Below are 19,209 nucleotides of genomic sequence, written 5' to 3'. Positions count from 1 at the left end.
TCAGGCCAGGATCTCGACGAACCGCTCGAGCTGGCGGAGGTTGCGGCACTCGTACACGCCGTCGGCGTGGATGCCGTACTCGGAGATGATGGAGTCGCCGGTGTCCCAGTAGGACCGGGGCTCGGGGTTCAGCCAGTAGACGTGGCGCGCCCGCTGGCGCATCTCCTTGATGATCCACGCCTGGGAGGCGTGGTAGTTGTTCCGGGCGTCGCCCAGCAGCAGCACGGTGGTCTTGGGGCCGACCTCACGACCGAAGGTGTCCCAGAACACCTGGAAGGCGTGGCCGTAGTCGCTGTGGCCGTCGACCCACACCACATCGGCCTCGGTGTTGATGCGGTGGACCGCGTCGGTGATGTCCTCGGCGCCCTCGAAGAAGCGGGTGACCTCGTCGAGGCCGTCGATGAAGACGAAGGAGCGCACCTTCGAGAACTGGCCGGAGATGGCGTGGACGAGGTGGAGGGTGAAGCGGGCGAAGGCCGCCACCGAGCCCGAGATGTCGGCCACCACCATGATCTCGGGCTTGGCCGGGCGCGGGTAGCGGAACTTGGGCTCGGCCGGCACGCCCCCGTAGCTCAGGGAGTGCCGCACGGTGCTGCGGAAGTCGAGGGGGCCCTTGCGGCCGTGGCGGCGCTTGCGGGCCAGCCGCACGGCCAGCTTGCGCGTGAGGGGGTGCAGCGCCCGGCGCAGGTTCGCCATCTCGTCGCGGGTGGCGTGCATGAAGTCGACGTCCTCCGGGAGCGGCTTGCGGAGCGTCTTGGCCATCGCCTCCACGCCCCGGTCGGCCACCAGCCGGCGCCGGATCTCCGCCTCGATCTCCTTGCGGACCTGCTCGATGCGCGCCTCGAACTCGTCGCGCTCCAGGCGCTCCTCGAGGGGCGTGAGCACGCCGCCCGCCTGCTGGCGAGCGGCCTCCATCAGGCGCTCGAGCATCCCCTCGAGATCGAGGTTCCGGAGGGTCCGGTACAGGTAGTACGTCCCGCCCACCGGACGGCCCGGCTCCATGCCCGCGTAGCGCGTGACCGACTGGGCGGAGATCGCCCGCATCATGGCGTCGTCGCCCTGGAGGAGGGCCCGGTACAGCAGGCCGGCCAGCTCCTCGGGCGAGAGGGCGTCCATGGCCCCGCCCCCGCCGGGCTGGCCCCCCTGGCCCTGCATCTCCAGCTCGCGCCAGGGTGCCGGCCTGCCCTCACCGTCGTCGCCCACCTGGTACTGCGGACCCCGGAGCGAGAAGTACACCTCGAACACGGTCTCGAAGGCACGCCAGTGGGCGTGGTTCTTCACGAGGGTCGCCGCCAGCGCGTACTTGAACGCCTCGCGGTCCTCGAGCGGTATGTGCTTCACCGCCTCCATGGCGTCGATGGTCTCCGTGAGCGACACCGGCAGGCCGGCGGCCCGGAGCTCTTGGATGAAGCCTTCCAGCAGGTCGAGCATGAGCGGGCGGCGGCCTAGCGGGCCTCGGCCGAGAGCTCCTTGGCGGCCTTGGCGATGTCGGTCTGGTACTTGAGCAGGATGTGGAGGGTCTCGGTCGCCTGCTGCGCGTCGATCGACTCGATCCCGAGCAGCACCAGCGTGCGGGCCCAGTCGAGCGTCTCGGAGACCGACGGCGCCTTCTTCAGCTCCAGCTGGCGGATCGACCGCACGATCCGGGCGACCTGGTCGGCGAGGTTGTCCGAGATGTCGGGCACCTTGGTGAGCACGATCTCCTTCTCCCGGTCGAGGTCGGGGTAGTCGACGTGGAGGTAGAGGCAGCGCCGCTTGAGGGCCTCGGACAGCTCTCGGGTGTTGTTGGAGGTGAGGAACACCAGGGGGATCTGGTTGGCGTGCACGGTGCCGAGCTCGGGGATCGACACCTGGTAGTCGGAGAGGATCTCCAAGAGCAGCGCCTCGGTCTCCACCTCGACCCGGTCCACCTCGTCGATGAGCAGCACCACCGGCTCGTCGCTGCGGATCGCTTCGAGCAGCGGCCGGGTGAGCAGGAACTCCTCGCTGAAGATGTCGTCGCTCAGGTCGGCCCAGCTCTCCGACTGGCGCTCGGCCTGGATGCGCAGCAGCTGCTTCTTGTAGTTCCACTCGTAGAGGGCCTTCGACTCGTCGAGTCCCTCGTAGCACTGCAGGCGGATGAGCCGGGCGCCGGTCATCTCCGCGACCGACTTGGCCAGCTGGGTCTTGCCGGTGCCGGCCGGGCCCTCGACGAGGATGGGCTTCTGCAGGCGGTCGGCCAGGAACACCACGCCGGCGATGCCCTCGTCGGCCAGGTAGGCGACGTCACGCAGGCCTTGACGGACGTCGGGGACGGTAGCGAAGCGGGGATCGGCCATGGCAGACGAGCGTACCCCTCCCCTTGACCGACCGGTCTAGTCGCCGCGGACCTGGCCGGTGCCCTCCACGACGTACTTCAGGGTGGTCAGCTCGCGCAGCCCCATGGGCCCGCGGGCGTGCAGCTTCTGGGTGCTGATGCCGATCTCGGCGCCGAACCCGAACTCCTCGCCGTCGACGAAGCGGGTGGAGGCGTTCACCAGCACGGCCGCCGCATCGACCTCGCCGGTGAAGCGGCGGGCCGCCTCGAGGTCGCGCGTGACGATCGCCTCGGTGTGGCCGGTGCCGTAGCGGTTGATGTGCTCGATCGCCCCGTCGAGCGAGGGCACCACGCCGACCGCCAGCTTGAGGGCGAGGAACTCCGACGCCCAGTCGGCCTCGGTGGCCGCCCCCGCCCCCGCCAGCAGGGCACGGGCCCGCTCGTCGCCCACCAGCTCCACCCCGTCGAGGGCCGGCGCCACCATGGGAAGGAAGTCGTCGGCGACCGCCTCGTGCACGAGCAGGGTCTCGGCCGCGTTGCACACCGACGGCCGCTGCGTCTTGGCGTTCACGATGATGTCGGCGGCCATGGCCAGGTCGGCCGACGCGTCGACGTACACGTGGCAGTTGCCGTCGCCGTCGATCACGTAGGGCACCGTGGCGTTGTCGAGGATGGCCCGGATCAGCGACGGGCCGCCCCGAGGGATCAGGCAGTCGATGGTGTCGCGCTGGCGCATGAACTCGACGGCCGACTCTCGGCTGGTGTCGTCGACCAGCACCAGCACGTCCTCGGGCAGGCCGGCCTTGGCGATCCCCTCGCGGAGCACCGAGGCGACGGCCTGGTTGGAGGTGATGGCGGCCGACGAGCCCCGCAGGAAGGCGGCGTTCCCCGACTTGAGGCACAGGCCGGCGGCGTCGCTCGTGACGTTGGGGCGGTTCTCGTAGATGATCGCCACGACGCCGAGGGGCACCCGCACCCGGCGGATCCGCAGACCGTTCGGGCGAACCCAGCCGTCGACGATCTCGCCGACCGGATCGGGCAGGCCGGCCACCTGCCGCAGGCCGCCGGCCATGGCCTCCACCCGGCTCGGGGTGAGCCGCAGGCGGTCGACGACCGTGGCGGTGGTGCCGGCCCGCTCCGCCCGGTCGACGTCGAGGGCGTTGGCGTCGAGGACCTCGCCCGCCCGCTCCACCAGCAGGTCGGCCGCGTGCAGCAGGGCTGCGTCCTTGGCCGCGGTGCCCGCTCGGGCGAGGAGGCGCGACGCCGCCTTGGCCCGCCGGCCCAGCTCGGGGATCGTGGTGGTGGGAGGCACGGCACGAATCGTACCGGCGGGGGCCGGGTGGGCCCGTTGGGATACCGTCCGGCCGTGATCCGAGCCCGCCCCCGACCGGCCGAGCCGGACGAGGCGAACAGCCCCACTGCGCGGTGAGCAGCCCTCTCGACGCACCGGTCGAGCGCTTCGTCGCGGAGATCACCGGCGCCCTGTCGGCCCTGTCGGGCCGGGCCGAGGACGACCTCCGCGACGACGTGACCGTGGAGGCGTCGGACGTCGTGGCCGCCCTCGTCGACGCCGACGGGCGGGCGACCGACGACGAGCTGTGGGGGTTCCTCGGTGCCTTCGCGGCCCGCTTCGACACCCAGCTGGCCCGGGCCACCCCGGCCGACGCCCGCGCGGCGCGCCTCACCGAGGGCAAGGCCCGCTGGCTCACCGAGCCGTCCCCCCTCTTCCAGCTGCTCGTCGACGCCGACCGGCGCGACGGCACCGACCGCGCCTGGCGCTACTACGAGCGGGCGATGCACCTGGCCCACAGCGTGGCGTCGCTCGACCTGCTGCCGTCCGACAGCGAGCTGCGGGCGATCGAGCGGTTCCGGGGCACGCTGCTAGGCGCCATGGACGCCGCCGGCCTCCCCCGGCCGGGGGGCCCGGGGCCACGAAGGGGGCCACCCGCCCGGGGCACCGGCACAGGGCAGCCACCAGCCGCCCGAGAGGGCGCCGCGTCACCCGAGGCGGCCCGAGCAGCACCCGCTCCGGAGCCCCTCCCGCCACCCCGGGCCCTCGAGGAGCTCATCGCCGAGCTCGACGCCCTGGTCGGGCTGGCCGGCGTGAAGGAGGAGGTGAAGCTGGTCGCCGACCTGGTGCAGGTGCAGCAGCTGCGCCTCCGCCGGGGCCTCCCGGTGCTCGACACCAGCCGGCACCTGGTGTTCGCGGGCAACCCGGGCACCGGCAAGACCACCGTCGCCCGCCTCCTCGCCCAGATCTACCGGACCCTCGGCGTGCTCGACCGCGGCCAGCTGGTGGAGACCGACCGCTCGCAGCTGGTGGCCGGGTACGTGGGGCAGACGGCCATCCGCACGCGCGAGGTGGTGGAGTCGGCGCTGGGCGGCTTCCTGCTCATCGACGAGGCGCAGGCCCTGGCGCGCGGCGGCGAGCGCGACTTCGGCCTGGAGGCGATCGACACCCTCGTGAAGCTCATGGAGGACCACCGCGACGAGGTCGTCGTGGTGGCCGCCGGCTACACCGAGGAGATGGCCGAGTTCCTCGACGCCAACCCCGGCCTGCGCTCGCGCTTCCCCAAGACCATCGAGTTCCCCGACTACACGACCGGCGAGCTGGTGGCGATCTTCACGTCGATGGGCGAGCGGAGCCGCTACGAGGCCGACGAGGGGGCCCTCGTCCGGCTGCGCGAGCTGCTCGACGCCGCCCCCAGGGGCAAGGGCTTCGGCAACGCCCGGCTGGTGCGCAACCTGTTCGAGGCCGCCGTCGCCCGCCAGGCCCGCCGGCTCGTCGGCGTCGAAGCCCCCACCGACGAACAGCTCGTCACCCTGGTGGCCGACGACGTCGGCGCCGGGCCCCCCTCGCCGGAGCCGGAGCCGGAGCCGGAGCCGGTGGCGGAGCCGGAGCCCTAGCCCCGCCGCACGTCGGGCGTGCCGGTGCCCGACACCGGCGCCAGCCGCACCTTCACGTCGACGGCCACCGCGCCCGACGGCCCCACGAGCACCGGGTTGCAGTCGAGCTCGACCACCTCGGGGAGCTCGTCGGCGAGGATCCCGACCCGCACCAGCAGGTCCTCGAGGGCGGCCGTGTCGGCCACGGGGAGGTTGCGGTAGCCGAACAGCAGCGGTGAGCTGCGCAGCGAGCGCACCAGGTCGTGGGCGGCGGCATCGGTGAGCGGGAGGATGGACAGCGCGCGATCGCGCACCAGCTCGGCGGCCACGCCCCCCATGCCGAACAGCACCAGGGGCCCGAACGCGGGGTCGTGGGTCACCCCGACGATGGTCTCCATCCCCGGCGGGGCCATCTGCTGGACCACGGCCCCGCCCATGGCCGGGCCCAGCGCCTCCTCCATCTCCTCGTACGCCTGCCGGACGGGCCCGGGCCCGTCGAGGTCGAGACGAACAGCCCCGACGTCGGTCTTGTGCACCAGCGCGCCCGAGGCTGCCTTGAGCGCCACCCGCCCGCCGAGGCGCGCCGCGGCCGCCGCCGCCTCGTCGGCCGACGCCACCCGCACTACCGGCGCCACGGGGATGCCGAAGCAGGCGCACAGGCCGGCCGCCCGGTCCGGGTCGAGCCACACCGACTCCCCGCCCGACCGCTCCAACTCGGCGGCCACCAGATCGGCCGCGCCGGCGAGGTCGATGCCGGGCAGCTCGGGCACCTCGCCCGCGGGCCGGCGCCGCCACTCGGCGTAGTCGGCCACGCGGCCGAGCGCCTTCGCCGCCGGCTCGGGGTAGGCGAAGCTCGGGATGCGCCGCGGGGCCTCGGCCAGCTCCTCGGGCGGGCGGCGGTGGCCAAGGAAGCAGGCGAGCACCGGCTTGTCCCCGGCGTCGCCAGACGCCCGGGCCACGGCCCGGGCCACGTCCTCGGCCCGGGTGACCAGCGGGGGGATGAAGATGACCAGGAGCGCGTCGACACCCGGATCGGCCAGGACCACCCGCGCCGCCCGCTCGAACTGCTCGGCGGTGGCCGACGCGATGAGGTCGACGGGGTTGCGCACCGCCGCGCCCGACGGCAGGAACGACCGCAGGGCCTCCTGCGTGGCGTCGGAGAGCACCGGCACCGACAGGCCGGCACCGTCGAGGGCGTCGGCCGCGAGGATGCCCGGCCCCCCGGCGTTGCCCACCACGGCCACGCGACGGCCGGGGGGAAGCGGCTGGTGCGTCAGGATCCGGGCCGCGTCGAACAGCTCCTCCAGGGTGTCGACCCGGATCACCCCGGCCTGCCGGAACAGGGCGTCCACCGCCACGTCGGGGCTGGCCAGGGCGGCGGTGTGCGACGAGGCGGCCCGGCTGCCGGCCGCCGACCGGCCCGACTTCACCGCCACGATCGGCTTGCGCCGCGACACCTCGCGGGCGATGCGGGCGAACTTCCGGGGGTTCCCGAAGCTCTCGAGGTACAGGAGGATCACGTCGGTGTCCTCGTCCTCCTCCCAGTAGAGCAGCAGGTCGTTGCCCGAGACGTCGGCCTTGTTGCCGACCGACACGAACGTGGAGACCCCGAGGTTCAGGGCGCCGGCCCGCCCCAGCAGCTCGATGCCGAGGGCACCCGACTGGGACAGGAAGGCCACCCGGCCGGGCAGGGGTGCGAACGGCGCGAACGTGGCGTTCATCCGCACGTCGGCGTTGGTGTTGACCACGCCCATGCAGTTGGGGCCCACCAGGCGCATGCCGTGCCGGCGGGCCAGGTCGACCAGCTGGCGCTCGGCCTCGGCCCGGTCGCCTCCCTCCTCCGCGAAGCCGGCCGAGATCACCACCAGGCCGTGCACGCCCTTCTGGGCGCACTCCTCGACGACGCCGGGCACGGCCACCGCCGGCACGGTGACGACCGCCAGGTCCACGTGGCCGGGGATCGACAGGACGCTCGGCCAGGCCCGCACGCTCGCCACCGCCTTGGCCGTGGGGTGCACCGGGTAGACCGGCCCGTCGAAGCCCCCGGCCAGCAGGTTGCGGAACACCTCGTGGCCGATGGTGCCCGACCGCCGCCCGGCGCCGACCACCGCGATCGACCGCGGCGCGAGCAGCCGCCGCATCGAGTGGGCCTCGGCCACCTGCTCGCGAGCCGCCATGGCGGCCAGCGACGACGGTGTCGGCTCGATGGAGAAGGCGACGCGAACCGTGCTCCCCGAGTACGTCTGGTCGACCTCGAAGCCGGCGTCGAGGAAGACGCGCAGCATCTGCTGGTTGCCCGGCGCCACGTCGGCCACGAAGCGGTGGATGCCACGCTCCCGGGCGACGGCCGCCAGGTGCTCCAACAGGGTGGTGCCGATCCCCCGGCCCTGCTCGTCGTCGTCGACGACGAAGGCGATGGTGGCGTCGCCGCCGTCGACGCGGTCGAACCGGGCCGCCGCCACGACGCGGTCGTCGACGAGGGCGACCAGCATGAGGCGGCCCTCGTCGCGCGGCGACGGGAAGCCGCTGCCGTCGGCGAGCAGCTGAAGACCCTCGGGGGCGGCCTGCAGCCGCGCCGCGAGCCGCTGCACCCCCGGCTGGTCGTCGGGGACCGCCGGTCGCAGACGGGCCGTGCCGCCGTCGGCGAGCACGACGTCCGCCTCCCACTGGTCCGCGCGTCCGGTCACACCCGGCCTCCCCTTGATCGGCGACTCGACCCTAGGCGCGCCACGCCGGCGCGCTCGTCCCCATGCCCGCCCCGTGGTCGTCACGGGCCTCCCCTACGCTCCCCCCAGTGCTCAAGCGGTTCGTCGCCTTCGCGGTGGCCGCCGGCCTGGTGGCCGGTGCCTTCGCGCTCCGCGACCGCGTCCGGGACGGCGACGACACCGGCGGCGACACCACCGAGCGGGTGCTGCGCCTCACCTGCTCGCCCGAGGTCGCCGACGCGTGCGAGGCCATCGCCGCCGACCACGACGAGGTCGCCGTCACGGTGGAGCCTGCCGGCGTCACCGCCGCCCGTCTCACGGCGTCCGACGTCGACGCCCTCGATCCCGGCCTCGACGGCTGGCTGGTACCCGCGCCCTGGCCCCAGCAGGTCGACGAGGCCCGCGCCCGCGCCGGGTCCGCCCCGCTGTTCGCCGACGACGGTGGGCCACCCCTCGCCCGCTCGCCCCTCGTCCTGGCGGTGTGGGACGACCGGGCCGAGGTGCTGGCACCGGCCTGCGGCGGCGAGATCACCTGGCGCTGCCTGGGCGACGTCGGCGGGCAGCGGTGGGCCGACCTGGGCGGGCCCACCACCTGGGGCCCGGTGAAGCCCGGCCACGACCCCCCCGACACCAGCGCCACCGGCCTCGTCGTGCTCGGCCAGGCCGTCACCTCCTACGCCGGCCGCGCCGACGTGTCCGCCGCCGACTTCCAGGACGACGCCTTCCGCGCCTGGTTGGCGAGGCTGGAGGACGCCGTCCCCACCTTCTCTCCCGCCGCCGGCAGCGCGTTCGAGCAGCTGCTCGTGGTGGGCCCGGCCGCCTTCGACGCCGTCGGCACCACCGAGGCCCAGGCGGTCCCCCTCCTCGAGCGCTCCCCTGCCCGCAGCTCGGCCCTCACCCTGCTCTACCCTTCACCCGTGGCGACCGCCGACGTGGTGCTGGGTCTCCCCGCCGGGCGTCGACCGGCCGAGCGGCTGGCGTCGCTCGTGCGGGGCCCCGACGGCGCGGCCGCCCTGGCCGCCAGCGGCTGGCGGGTCGACGGCCAGCCCGCGGCGCCGGGGATCCCCGACCAGCCCCCCCTCCCCGCCGACGACGGGCTGCCGTCGGCCGGCGCGCTGGCCGCACTGCGCCAGCTCTGGCAGGAGGTGGTCCGATGAGGGCACGGGGTGGTCGTCGGCGCTGGGTCCTGGCGGCCGTGGCCGCGCTGGTGGCGGCCGGCCTCGTCGTCGCGTGCACCGGAGGCGGGGGCGGCGACGACAGCGGCGACCTGGCCGACGCCGATCCGGGCGACTGCATCACCGTCGACATGGCCGTGTCGTCCGAGAAGATCGCCCTGCTCACCGACCTGGCCCGCTCGTTCAACGCGTCGGACGAGGCCGTGGTCGGCGACCAGTGCGTGTTCGTGCGCCCCTACAGCAAGGCGTCCGGCGCGGCCACCACCCTGCTCGCCGAGGGCTGGCCGAACCCCGACGTGGAGGGAGCTCGCCCGGTGGTGTGGTCGCCGGCCTCCAGCGCGTGGGGGGCGCTCCTCAACCAGCGGCTCGCCGACCAGGGCGAGGCGGCCATGGCCCCGCCCTCGCAGCCGTTCATGCTCACTCCCCTGGTGATCGCCATGCCCCGCCCGATGGCCGAGGCGCTGGGCTGGCCCGACGAACCCATCGGCTTCACCGACATCGCCGCCCTGGCCACGAACGGTGAGGGCTGGGGCGCCTACGGCCACCCGGAGTGGGGCCAGTTCAAGCTGGGCCGCACCAACCCCAACTTCTCGACGAGCGGCCTGTCGTTCACGATCGGCGAGTACTACGCGGCCACCGGGAAGACGTCCGACCTGACCCTCGAGGATCTCGACCGGCCCGACGTCGAGGGGTTCGTGCGCAGCGTCGAGTCGTCGGTGGCGCACTACGGCGACATCACCATGACCTTCCTCAACAACTGGTTCCGGGCCGACCAGCGGGGCACGGCGTTGACGTACGTCTCGGCCGTCGCCGTCGAGGAGAAGTCGGTGATCGACTACAACCAGGGCAACCCCGACGGCGTGCTCGACCCCGGCGAGGAGCCCCGGCCGCCGCGCGTGCCCCTGGTGGCCGTCTACCCGGAGGAGGGCACGCTCTTCTCCGACAACCCGTTCATCGTCCTCGACGCGCCCTGGGTGACCCCCGAGCAGCAGGAGGGCGCGGCCCTCTTCGAGGGGTACGTCCAGCGGCCCGAGAACCAGCAGCGGGTGCTCGAGTTCGGCTTCCGGCCGGGCAACCCCGAGGTGGCGATCGGCGCGCCCATCACGGCCGCCAACGGCGTCGACCCCGACCAGCCCCAGACGCTCGTCGAGGTGCCCGAGCCGCCGGTGCTCGAGCGCGTCCTCGAGCTGTGGGCCGAGCAGCGCAAGACGGCCCGGGTCCTGCTCGTCGTCGACGTGTCGGGCTCGATGGGGGACCTGGCCGACCCCGACACCGGCGCCACCAAGCTCGACCTGGCCAAGGAGGCCGCCATCGACGCGCTCGACCAGTTCAAACCCGACGACGAGGTGGGCCTGCGCATCTTCTCCACCGACCTCGGCCCCGACGGGCAGTCGAGCTACGTCGACCTGCTGTCGGTCGGGCCGATCGGCCCGCAGCGCGAGCAGATGAAGACGATGATCCGCAACCTCGTGCCCACCAACGGGACGCCGCTGTACGAGGTGACCGGCGACTCCTACGACGAGCTGCTCGCGTCCTACGACCCCGCCCGCATCAACGCGGTCGTGCTGCTCACCGACGGCATGAACGACGACGGCGACCCGAGCGACGACGACGAGCAGCTCGACCAGCTGCTGGCCGACCTGCGGGTCGGCAGCGAGGGTCAGGCCAGCCGCCCGGTGCGGGTCTTCCCGATCGCCTACGGCGAGGACGCCGACCTGGCCACGCTCCGCCGCATCGCCGAGGCGACCGCGGCGGCCGTCTACGACGCCAGCGATCCCGCGAGCATCAACAAGGTGTTCACCGCGGTCATCTCGAACTTCTGACACGCTGCACCTGTGCCCCTTCGGTTCCGCGACCGGTTCTTCACCCCGCCGGTCGCCCGCGCCATGACCTCGCCGTCGGGCATCCTCCTCGCCGGCGTGGGGGCCGCCGTCGTCATCGCCACCGGCCTGCCGCTCCTCCTGGCACCGGTCGTCGGGGCGGCCGCCTGGGCCGCCCGGGTCGCCGCGTCGGTGCCCCGGGCCGCCAAGCGCGAGCGCGTCGACCCCTTCGCCCTGGCCGACCCGTGGCGCCGCTTCGTGCAGGAGGCCCTGCAGGCGCGGGCCCGCTTCGACCAGGCGACCCGCACCATCGCCGCCGGCCCGCTGCGCGAGCGCCTCACCGGGATCGGCGACCGGATCCAGGACGGCGTCGACGAGTGCTGGCGCATCGCCACCCGCGGCCAGGCCCTCGACGAGGCCCTCGCGCAGCTCGACGTGACGTCGATCACGCGCGAGCTGGCCGCGGTCGAGCACGACGCCTCGTCGGGGGCCGAGGGCAGCAGCATCGAGCGCACGGCCGAGGCGCTGCGGGCCCAGCTGTCGTCGGCGGAGCGGATGACCCGGGTGGCGACCGACGCCCGGGACCGCCTGCGGCTGCTCGACGCCCGCCTCGACGAGGCGGTCGCTCGGGCCATCGAGCTCTCGGTCGGCACCGGTGACGACGAGTCCCTGGGGGGTCTGGGCAGCGACGTCGACTCGATCGTGGGCGAGCTGGAGGCCCTCCGCCAGGCCCTCGAGGAGACCGGCGGCACCCCCGCGCTCGGCGTGTGAACACGGGGCGGGCGTGATCGCGGGGCGGGCGTGACCGAGGCCACGGCGGCGTCGTCCCCGCGGCCCGCCCGCCGCCTGCTGCGCAGCAGCGCGGTGGTGAGTGCGGGCACGGCGCTCAGCCGGCTCACCGGGTTCGCCCGACTCCTGGCGATGGCCTTCGCGCTGGGCTTCACCGCCCTCACCGACTCGTACAACATCGCCAACAACACCCCGACCATCCTCTACGAGCTGCTCCTCGGCGGCGTGCTCGCCGCCACGCTCGTGCCGGTGTTCGTGGAGCACCTCGAGCGGGGCGACGACGACGGGCCGTCCGCCGTGGTGAGCGTGGCGCTCATCGCCCTGGCTGCGCTCACCGCCCTGGCCTTCGTGGCCGCTCCCTGGCTGATCCGGCTCTACACGGCCGCCGCCGCCGACACCCCCGGCTCCGACGCCGAGCGCCAGCTGGCAACCGACCTGTTGCGGTGGTTCGTCTTCCAGCTGCCCTTCTACGGCCTGGCCGCCCTGTGGTCGGCCCTCCTCCAGGCCCGGCGGCGGTTCGCGGCCCAGGCCTTCGCCCCGGTGGTGAACAACCTGGTGGTGATCGGCGTGCTGATCGCCGTCCCGCTGCTGGCCGGCGGCGCGCCCCAGGTGCGCGACGTTCTCGGCGACGCCGGCCTCACCGCGCTGCTCGGCGCGGGCACCACCGCGGGGATCGCGGCCATGGCGCTGGTGCTCTGGCCCGCGCTGCGGCGCGCCGGCGTGCGGCTCCGCTGGCACCCGGCCGGGCGCGACCCCGCGGTGCGCCGGGTCGTTCGCCTGGCCGGGTGGACCGTCGGCTACGTCATCGCCAACCAGGTCTCGCTGCTCGTGGTGACCGCCCTGGCCCTGCAGACCGACGGCGGGGTGTCGGCCTACCAGGGGGCCTTCCTGGTGCTGCAGCTCCCCTATGCGCTGCTCGGCCTGGCCATCACCACCACGTTCACCCCCGAGCTGGCGACGGCCGCATCGCAGCACGACGAGGCCACGTTCCGGCAACGCCTCGACCTGGGCCGCCGGCTGACGGCGATCGTGATGCTCCCGGCCGCCGCCGGCCTGGCGGTGCTGGCCCGCCCGCTGGTGTCGGCGCTGCTCGACCACGGTGCCTTCAGCGACGCCTCCGCCGAGCTCACCGGCGACACCCTCGCCCTGTTCGCCCTCAGCCTGCCGGGCATGGCGGCCTACCTGTTCATGCTCCGCGGCTTCTTCGCCCGGCAGGACACCAAGACGCCCTTCCTGCTCAACGTGCTCGAGAACGCCGTCAACGTGGCCCTCGCCCTGGTGCTCTACCCGTGGATCGGCGTGCCCGGCCTGGCCCTGGCCTGGACGGTCGCCTACGTGGTGGCCCCCGTAGTCACCCACGCGGTGCTCGCCCGGCGCCTCGGCGGCCTCGGGGACGGACGGGTGCCACCCGAGCTGGGACGCCCGCTGGCCGCCACCCTCGTGATGGCGGCCGCGGTGTGGGGCGTCACCCGGGTGGTCGGGGCCGACACGGGGCTGGGCTCGGTGGCCCGCACCGCGGTCGGGGTGCTTGTGGGCCTGGCGGTCTACGCGGCGATGCTCGTCGTGCTGCGCGAGCCGGCGGTGCACGAGCTGCGGGGCCGACTCGGCTCCCGAGGGCGCCACCCCGTGCCGGGCGCCTAGCATCGGATCCATGTTCAAGGCGATCAAGCGCTGGTGGAAGTACTGGACGGCCAAGGTCAACAGCCGGTTCAACGAGCGGGCCGATCCGAAGATCCAGCTCGAGCAGGCGATCACCGAGGCGCAAGATCAGCACCGGCGCCTCAAGGAGCAGGCCGCCAACGTCATCGCCAACCAGAAGCAGGCGGAGATGCGGCTCAACCGGGCCATGGACGAGCTCGAGAAGGTGAACGGCAACGCCCGCCAAGCCCTCCTCATGGCCGCCGACGCCGAGAAGCGGGGCGACACGGCCAAGACCGCCGAGTACAACCAGGCGGCCGAGGCGTTCGCCAACCGCCTCATCAGCCTGGAGCACGAGGTCGACGACCTGAAGACCCTGAGCCTGCAGTCGGCCCAGGCGGCCGACCAGGCCAAGGCCGCCGTCCAGCAGAACGCCGCCGTCCTGCAGAAGAAGCTCTCCGAGCGCCAGAAGCTCCTGTCGCAGCTCGACCAGGCCAAGATGCAGGAGCAGATGAACACGGCCATGGCCTCGCTGTCGGAGACCGTCGGCGAGGACGTGCCCACCTTCGACGAGGTGCGCGACAAGATCGAGGCGCGCTACGCCAAGGCCAAGGGCATGTCGGAGCTCACCGAGACCTCGGTCGAGAGCCGGATGCTGGAGATCGAGCAGGCAGCGCGCAACACCGAGGCGCAGGCCCGCCTGTCGGAGCTGCGCTCGCAGCTGGGCCTGGCCCCGGCCGCCGAGCCCGCGTCGCTGCAGGCCGAGGCGGCCTCGGTCGAGGCCGAGCCGGCGGCCCAGCCGGCGGCCGAGCCCGAGACGACCCCCGGCTCCTAGCTCCTGCGGTTCTGCGTCCCGCCCGTCCCGCTCACCGGGCCACCCGGGACGGAGAACCCGCGACGGACGGTCACGCGACGCGGGAAGCGGTGAACCGGGTGAGCATCGACGGAGGTCGGCGGCCACCTGCGCGGGACGCAGCACGAGCTGGCGGCGGAGGTGGCGCCGGACGCTCCAGCCGGCGTCCTCGAGGACGTGCTGGCGCTCGCGGTCGTCCTCGGCGGTGGCCATCCGCTCGTGCACCGTCCGCCCGTCGATCTCCACGATCCCCGCACACCACGGGTAGCCGAAGTCGGCCTCGAACACCCGCGCCCCCACGACGACCAGGTGGTGGTAAACGGGCTCGGGCAGCGGGTGGTCACCCACGAGGCGAGCGACGAGCATCTCCGCCGTGCTGTCGGGACGGGCGTCGGCCAGCTCTTGGCGCTCGAGGGCCCGCCGGAGCGCACCGACCCCGTTCCTCCCCGACCGGGCCATCTCCTGGAGCAGACCCACCACGGACGTTCCCGTCACCAGCCGGCGCACCAGCCACTCCTCCAGGGCCCGCTCGACGAGGAACGGGCGAGCCACCGCGCCCAGGTCGAGCAGCATGCGCTCGAGGGTGGTGACCGCCAGCGGCCCGACTCGGGCGACGTGCGCCTCGGGGAGGTGGGCCGAGCGGTGCGACACGGCCGCGCCGTCGCCGGCCGCGAGGCAGGCCGCCAGGAGCCGCTGGGTCGGTGATGCCGGCCACGCCGAGAGCCGGTGGACGCCGGGGTGGACCGGCACCAGCACGCCGGAGGCGTTGCGCCGGGCGATGCTCGATCGCGACAGCCCGGCCTGCACCAGCTGGGGGGTGGTGGCCAGCCCGAGCTGGTTGGCGAGCACGTCGACGAGGATGCGGTCGGCCCGGTTCACACCCCGACGATGCCAGGACGCTGTGTCAGCCTCGCCTCCCCCCGCTTCTGCGTCCCGGATGGCCCGCAAAGCGGGACGGGGAACCAGCGGTGGAGCGGATCAGCCTGCGGTGGAGCGGATCAGCCTGCGATGGCACGGGTCGACCCGGGGTGGCGCGGATCAACCCGCGATGGCGCGGGTCGGGACGACCACCAGGTCGTCCCGGTGGATCACCACACCGGCGGTGCCCTCGGGCAGCTCCGAGGAACGCCGCCCGGCCACGTCGGCCAACGTGGCTGCGTCGAAGCGCACCAGCCCCTTGGCGAACACCTGCCCGTCGGGCCCCGCCACCTCGACCGGGGCGTCCTCGCCGAACTGGCCGTCGACGGCCACCACACCTGCCGCGAGCAACGACGTCCCCCGGTCGAGCACCGCGCGCCGGGCCCCGTCGTCGACCACCACCGTGCCCTCCGAACCCACCGCGAAGGCGATCCACAGCTTCCGGGCCGTCAAGCGGCGGTGCGCGTGCGGGCGCACCACCGTGCCGACCCCGACCTCGTCGGCCACCGCGCCGGCCAGGACCCCGGGCCGGTCGGCCGCGGCGATCACGGTCCGCACCCCGGACCACGCCGCGATCTTGGCGGCGGCCAGCTTCGAGGCCATGCCCCCGCTGCCCCGGTCGGTGCCGGGCCCGCCGGCCAGGGCCTCGAGCTGGTGGTCGATCTGCACGATCTCCTCGATGAGCGAGGCCTCGTCGTCGACGCGGGGATCGGCCGTGAGCAGGCCGGGCGCGTCGGTGAGCAGCACCAGCAGCTCGGCCCCCACGAGGTGCGACACCAGAGCGGCCAGGCGATCGTTGTCGCCGAAGCGGATCTCGTCGTCGGCGATGGCGTCGTTCTCGTTCACCACGGGCACGACGCCCAGCTCGAGCAGCCGCCCCAGGGTCTGCCGGGCGTGCAGGTACTGGCGACGGTGCACGAAGTCGAGGGGCACCAGCAGCACCTGGGCGCCCACCAGGCCGACCGCGCCGAGGACGTCGTCGTAGGTGCGCATGAGGCGGCTCTGGCCCACCGCCGACAGCGCCTGGAGCGTCCCCACGTCGGCCGGCCGCTCCACCCCCAGCGCCTCGACACCGGCCGCGATGGCGCCCGAGGTGACCAGCACGACCTGGTGACCGGCGGCGCGCACGTCGGCCACCTCGCGGCACAGCTTCTCGACCGAGCGGAGGTCGATGCGGCCGCCGGCGTCGGTCAGCGACGACGTCCCGATCTTCACGACGGCGATCACCGGCACCTCACTCGTCGGGCTCGTAGTCGAACGACATCGACCCCACGTGGATCACGTCGCCGGCGCGGGCGCCGGCGCGGGTCAGCGCTCGGAACACGCCAAGCCGCCGGAGGCGGTCGTGGGCGTAGGCGAACGCCTCCGGGTTCGTGAGATCGCTCAGGGCCACCGCCCGCTCGGCCTGGCGACCCAGCACGGCGAACCCGTCGCCCGTGCGCTCGACGCGGATCCCCTCGGGCACGGGCCGGTGCACCACGAACGACCCGGACACCGGGGTGGCCGCCCGGGCCGCCGTGACCAGCTGCGCGACCTGGCCCAGGAGCGTCGGCAGGCCCTCTCCGGTCACCGCCGAGATGCGGGGCCCGGCCCAGGCGACGCCCGCTTCGGCAACGTCGGCCTTGGAGCCCACCGTCACCCGCGGCCGGGCGACCAGCTCGGGCTGGTAGCGGCCCAGCTCGTCCAGCAGGATCCGCTCCTGCTCCGCCGGGGCGTGCGGCGCCAGGGCGGACAGGTCGACCAGCACCACCAGTGCCCGGGCCCGCTCCACGTGGCGCAGGAACCGGTGACCGAGACCCCGCCCCTCGCTCGCACCCTCGATCAGCCCGGGGATGTCGGCCACCACGAACTCGGTGCCGCCGCCGAGCCGCACCACGCCCAGGTGCGGCTCGAGGGTGGTGAACGGGTAGTCGCCGATCTTGGGCTTGGCCGCCGAGATCCGGCTGATCAGGGTGCTCTTGCCGGCGTTCGGGAACCCCACCAGGGCCACGTCGGCGAGCAGCTTGAGCTCGAGGCGGAGCCAGCGCTCCTCGCCCGGCTCGCCCTGCTCCGCGAAGCCGGGTGCCCGCCGCTTGTTCGACAGGAACCGCGCGTTCCCCTTGCCCCCCTGCCCGCCGGCCGCGGCGAGGTACCGGTCGCCGTGGGCGGCCAGGTCGGCGAGCACCGAGCCGGTGGTGGGGTCGAGCACGACGGTGCCCTCGGGCACGGCCACCAGCAGGTCGGCGCCGGACGCCCCGTGTCTGGCCTTGCCCTGGCCGTGGGCGGCGTCGGCGGCGCGCCGATGGGGGTGGTCGCGGAAGGCCAGCAGCGAGGCGACGTTGTGGTCGGCCACCAGCCACACGGAGCCCCCGTCGCCCCCGTCGCCCCCGTCGGGCCCGCCCTTGGGCACGTGGGCTTCGCGTCGGAACGACACGCACCCGGCACCGCCGTCCCCACCGCGCACGTTCAGCGCGCACTCGTCGACGAAGCCGGACACGGGCGCTCAGGATAGGGTCGCCGGGCCCTCGACCCCGGCCGGCGGCCTCAGCCGACGAGGCGGACCGGGTCGCCGGTGATGTTCGCGCCCCAGGTGGTGGTGTCGTTGGGCTGGGCGTTGGTGAAGTCCATCCGGACCTTCACCCAGCACCCGTTGGTGACGTCGCCCTCGTTGCAGGTGTAGCTGGTGGAGATCGGGATGCTCATCTGGTAGAGGCGGCCGTTGCTGTTGCCGCTGTTGCGGTCGAGGATCGCGCAGTTCGGCGCGTTCGTCAGGCTGCCCCCGTCGACCGTGTACTGGCAGCCGGTGAAGGCTGCCGACTCGCTCGGCGCCTGGATGAAGAGGTCGACGTCGCCGCTGCTGGTGTCGCCGATGTCCCAGAACTGCAGGTTGAGGATGCGCCCCGTGCTGGGCGCGGGTGTCACCCGCACCAGGTAGAAGGTGCTGCTCCGCGTGACGCTCCCGGTGGCGGCCACGTTGGTGTAGATGGGCAGCCGGCCCTTGGCGAACACCTTCACGTCGGAGGCCGCCGGCTCGCCGGTTGCGCCCATGCCGGCCCGGACGGAGTACCGGTTGTGGCCGCCGGTGCTGTTCATGCTCGCCGAGAAGGTCTCGGGCGAGCCGGTGGCGGCCGTGGACCGCACCTGCAGGAAGTACTGGCCCTCGACCGGGTTGTTGATCGTGCAGATGGTGGCCCAGCGCCGGAAGTAGCCGGGGAAGGCCGCCGGGTTGTTGACCTGGGCGACCTGCCCGTTGAGCAACGGGTACACCGCTGCGCTGGTGGGCTGGTACTGGCGGCTGCACGAGGAGATGACCGGGTTGTTCGCCGGGTCCCACGGGGTCGAGTCGGGCGAGCGGACCAGGTACGAGGTCACCTCGTTGCTGCCGCCCACGTTCATGTCGCCGGTGCAGTAGGCGCTCGTGGAGCCGCTGGCGTAGCGGGTCGCGGCGTCGGTGTAGCCCTGGGCGACCAGGGTGGCGAGCTGGGTTGCGTTGGGGAGGTTGACGGTGCAGAGGTCGCCCACGTACACGTAGGCGGGGTCGAACACCTCGATCCGCAGCGGCTGGCCCGAGGCGACCGCAGTGGGGCCGACGTCGACGGCGAAGAAGTAGTTGTTGGTGTCCCACTCGTTGTTCACGCCGCCCGAGCACTGCCACCCACTGGCGCACTGGCGTGCTGCGAACCGGTCACCGGACACCTTGGTGGCGTTGGGCGCGGCGGTGTTGAGCCAGTGCTCCGGGTAGGGCGTCTGCGGGTTGTCGGGGTCGTTGGCCAGCTTGTTCGTGGGCGAGCCCATGGGGAGCTCGTCGTCGAACTCCGCCAGCGCCGAGCGGGTGATGTTCGTGGTGGCGAACCCGAGGAGCCCGGCGAAGAAGTTGGTGACCCGGCCGGTGATGGTGACCTGCAGCTGGTTGGGCCGCGCCGTGCCGTTCACGGCGACGGTGGTGCCGCCCGTACCGTTGGTGTAGCCGTTGGCGGTGGCGACCGACCGGGCCAGGGTCGCCGCCGACGAGGGGTTGCCGGGCATGTAGACGACCCCACCGAGGGCGGCCGCGTCGGCCGCCTTCTGGATGCGGGTCGCCGACCACCACCAGTTGCCCACGTCGATGGCGAAGCCGGCGAAGGCCAGGAGCACCACGAGCAGGAGGGCG

The 19,209-nt window shown here is 73.7% G+C and carries 14 protein-coding genes and 1 pseudogene; 7 read left to right on the top strand and 8 right to left on the bottom strand.

The features are described from left to right. Genes IPM45_16075 through IPM45_16065 form a run of 3 tightly spaced genes read right to left on the bottom strand, consistent with a single transcriptional unit; the run spans position 1 to position 3,590 of the window. The gene (locus IPM45_16075) at positions 1-1,431 is read right to left on the bottom strand and encodes a VWA domain-containing protein (protein ID MBK9181049.1); all 1,431 of its coding nucleotides are present in this window, start codon (positions 1,429-1,431) and stop codon (positions 1-3) included. Positions 1,432-1,445: 14 nt separating this feature from the next. Continuing rightward, positions 1,446-2,318, bottom strand: coding sequence for a MoxR family ATPase (locus IPM45_16070; protein MBK9181048.1), 873 nt, complete (start codon positions 2,316-2,318; stop codon positions 1,446-1,448). A 36-nt stretch (positions 2,319-2,354) separates the two neighbouring features. Next, positions 2,355-3,590: a glutamate-5-semialdehyde dehydrogenase gene (locus IPM45_16065; protein MBK9181047.1), complete on the bottom strand. Its 1,236-nt coding sequence runs from the start codon at positions 3,588-3,590 to the stop codon at positions 2,355-2,357. A gap of 131 nt (positions 3,591-3,721) precedes the next feature. On the opposite strand from IPM45_16065, the gene IPM45_16060 reads away from it, so the two are divergent. Further along, positions 3,722-5,203, top strand: coding sequence for an AAA family ATPase (locus IPM45_16060; protein MBK9181046.1), 1,482 nt, complete (start codon positions 3,722-3,724; stop codon positions 5,201-5,203). Here the strand turns inward: IPM45_16060 and IPM45_16055 are convergent. Beyond that, the gene (locus tag IPM45_16055; protein MBK9181045.1) at positions 5,200-7,869 is read right to left on the bottom strand and encodes a GNAT family N-acetyltransferase; all 2,670 of its coding nucleotides are present in this window, start codon (positions 7,867-7,869) and stop codon (positions 5,200-5,202) included. The genes IPM45_16060 and IPM45_16055 overlap by 4 nt on opposite strands. Positions 7,870-7,976: 107 nt before the next feature. Here IPM45_16055 and IPM45_16050 point away from each other — a divergent pair, with 107 nt between their 5' ends. The 6 genes from IPM45_16050 to IPM45_16025 all read left to right on the top strand — a co-directional run bounded on the left by IPM45_16050 (position 7,977) and on the right by IPM45_16025 (position 14,867). Next, on the top strand, positions 7,977-9,044 hold the full coding sequence (locus tag IPM45_16050) for a substrate-binding domain-containing protein (GenBank protein ID MBK9181044.1): 1,068 nt from the start codon (positions 7,977-7,979) through the stop codon (positions 9,042-9,044). Then, a complete protein-coding gene (locus IPM45_16045; protein MBK9181043.1) occupies positions 9,041-10,885 on the top strand; it encodes a substrate-binding domain-containing protein in 1,845 nt (614 codons plus the stop codon). Before IPM45_16050 ends, IPM45_16045 begins: the two co-directional genes overlap by 4 nt. A gap of 12 nt (positions 10,886-10,897) precedes the next feature. Then, a complete protein-coding gene (locus IPM45_16040; GenBank protein MBK9181042.1) occupies positions 10,898-11,653 on the top strand; it encodes a hypothetical protein in 756 nt (251 codons plus the stop codon). 30 nt (positions 11,654-11,683) lie between these two features. After that, positions 11,684-13,312, top strand: a complete 1,629-nt coding sequence (gene murJ, locus IPM45_16035) for a murein biosynthesis integral membrane protein MurJ (GenBank protein MBK9181041.1) — start codon at positions 11,684-11,686, stop codon at positions 13,310-13,312. 10 nt (positions 13,313-13,322) lie between these two features. Continuing rightward, entirely contained in the window at positions 13,323-14,144 is an 822-nt protein-coding gene (locus tag IPM45_16030) for a PspA/IM30 family protein (protein MBK9181040.1), read from the top strand. 327 nt (positions 14,145-14,471) lie between these two features. After that, entirely contained in the window at positions 14,472-14,867 is a 396-nt protein-coding gene (locus IPM45_16025; GenBank protein ID MBK9181039.1) for a hypothetical protein, read from the top strand. Positions 14,868-14,882: 15 nt separating this feature from the next. Here the strand turns inward: IPM45_16025 and IPM45_16020 are convergent. The 4 genes and pseudogenes from IPM45_16020 to IPM45_16005 all read right to left on the bottom strand — a co-directional run bounded on the left by IPM45_16020 (position 14,883) and on the right by IPM45_16005 (position 19,193). After that, positions 14,883-15,128: pseudogene (locus tag IPM45_16020) on the bottom strand (type IV toxin-antitoxin system AbiEi family antitoxin domain-containing protein). A 72-nt stretch (positions 15,129-15,200) separates the two neighbouring features. After that, the gene (gene proB, locus IPM45_16015) at positions 15,201-16,307 is read right to left on the bottom strand and encodes a glutamate 5-kinase (GenBank protein MBK9181038.1); all 1,107 of its coding nucleotides are present in this window, start codon (positions 16,305-16,307) and stop codon (positions 15,201-15,203) included. A 7-nt stretch (positions 16,308-16,314) separates the two neighbouring features. Beyond that, complete coding sequence (obgE, locus tag IPM45_16010; GenBank protein MBK9181037.1) at positions 16,315-17,556, bottom strand: GTPase ObgE; 1,242 nt, start codon at positions 17,554-17,556, stop codon at positions 16,315-16,317. Positions 17,557-17,603: 47 nt separating this feature from the next. Continuing rightward, complete coding sequence (locus IPM45_16005) at positions 17,604-19,193, bottom strand: Tad domain-containing protein (protein ID MBK9181036.1); 1,590 nt, start codon at positions 19,191-19,193, stop codon at positions 17,604-17,606. Between the last annotated feature and the right edge of the window lie 16 nt (positions 19,194-19,209).

The organism is Acidimicrobiales bacterium (genome assembly GCA_016716005.1).
Taxonomy (GTDB): Bacteria; Actinomycetota; Acidimicrobiia; order Acidimicrobiales; family JADJXE01; genus JADJXE01.
The sequence above is the reverse complement of the archived record's forward strand: the minus strand, read 5'-3'. Positions and strand labels throughout refer to the sequence as shown.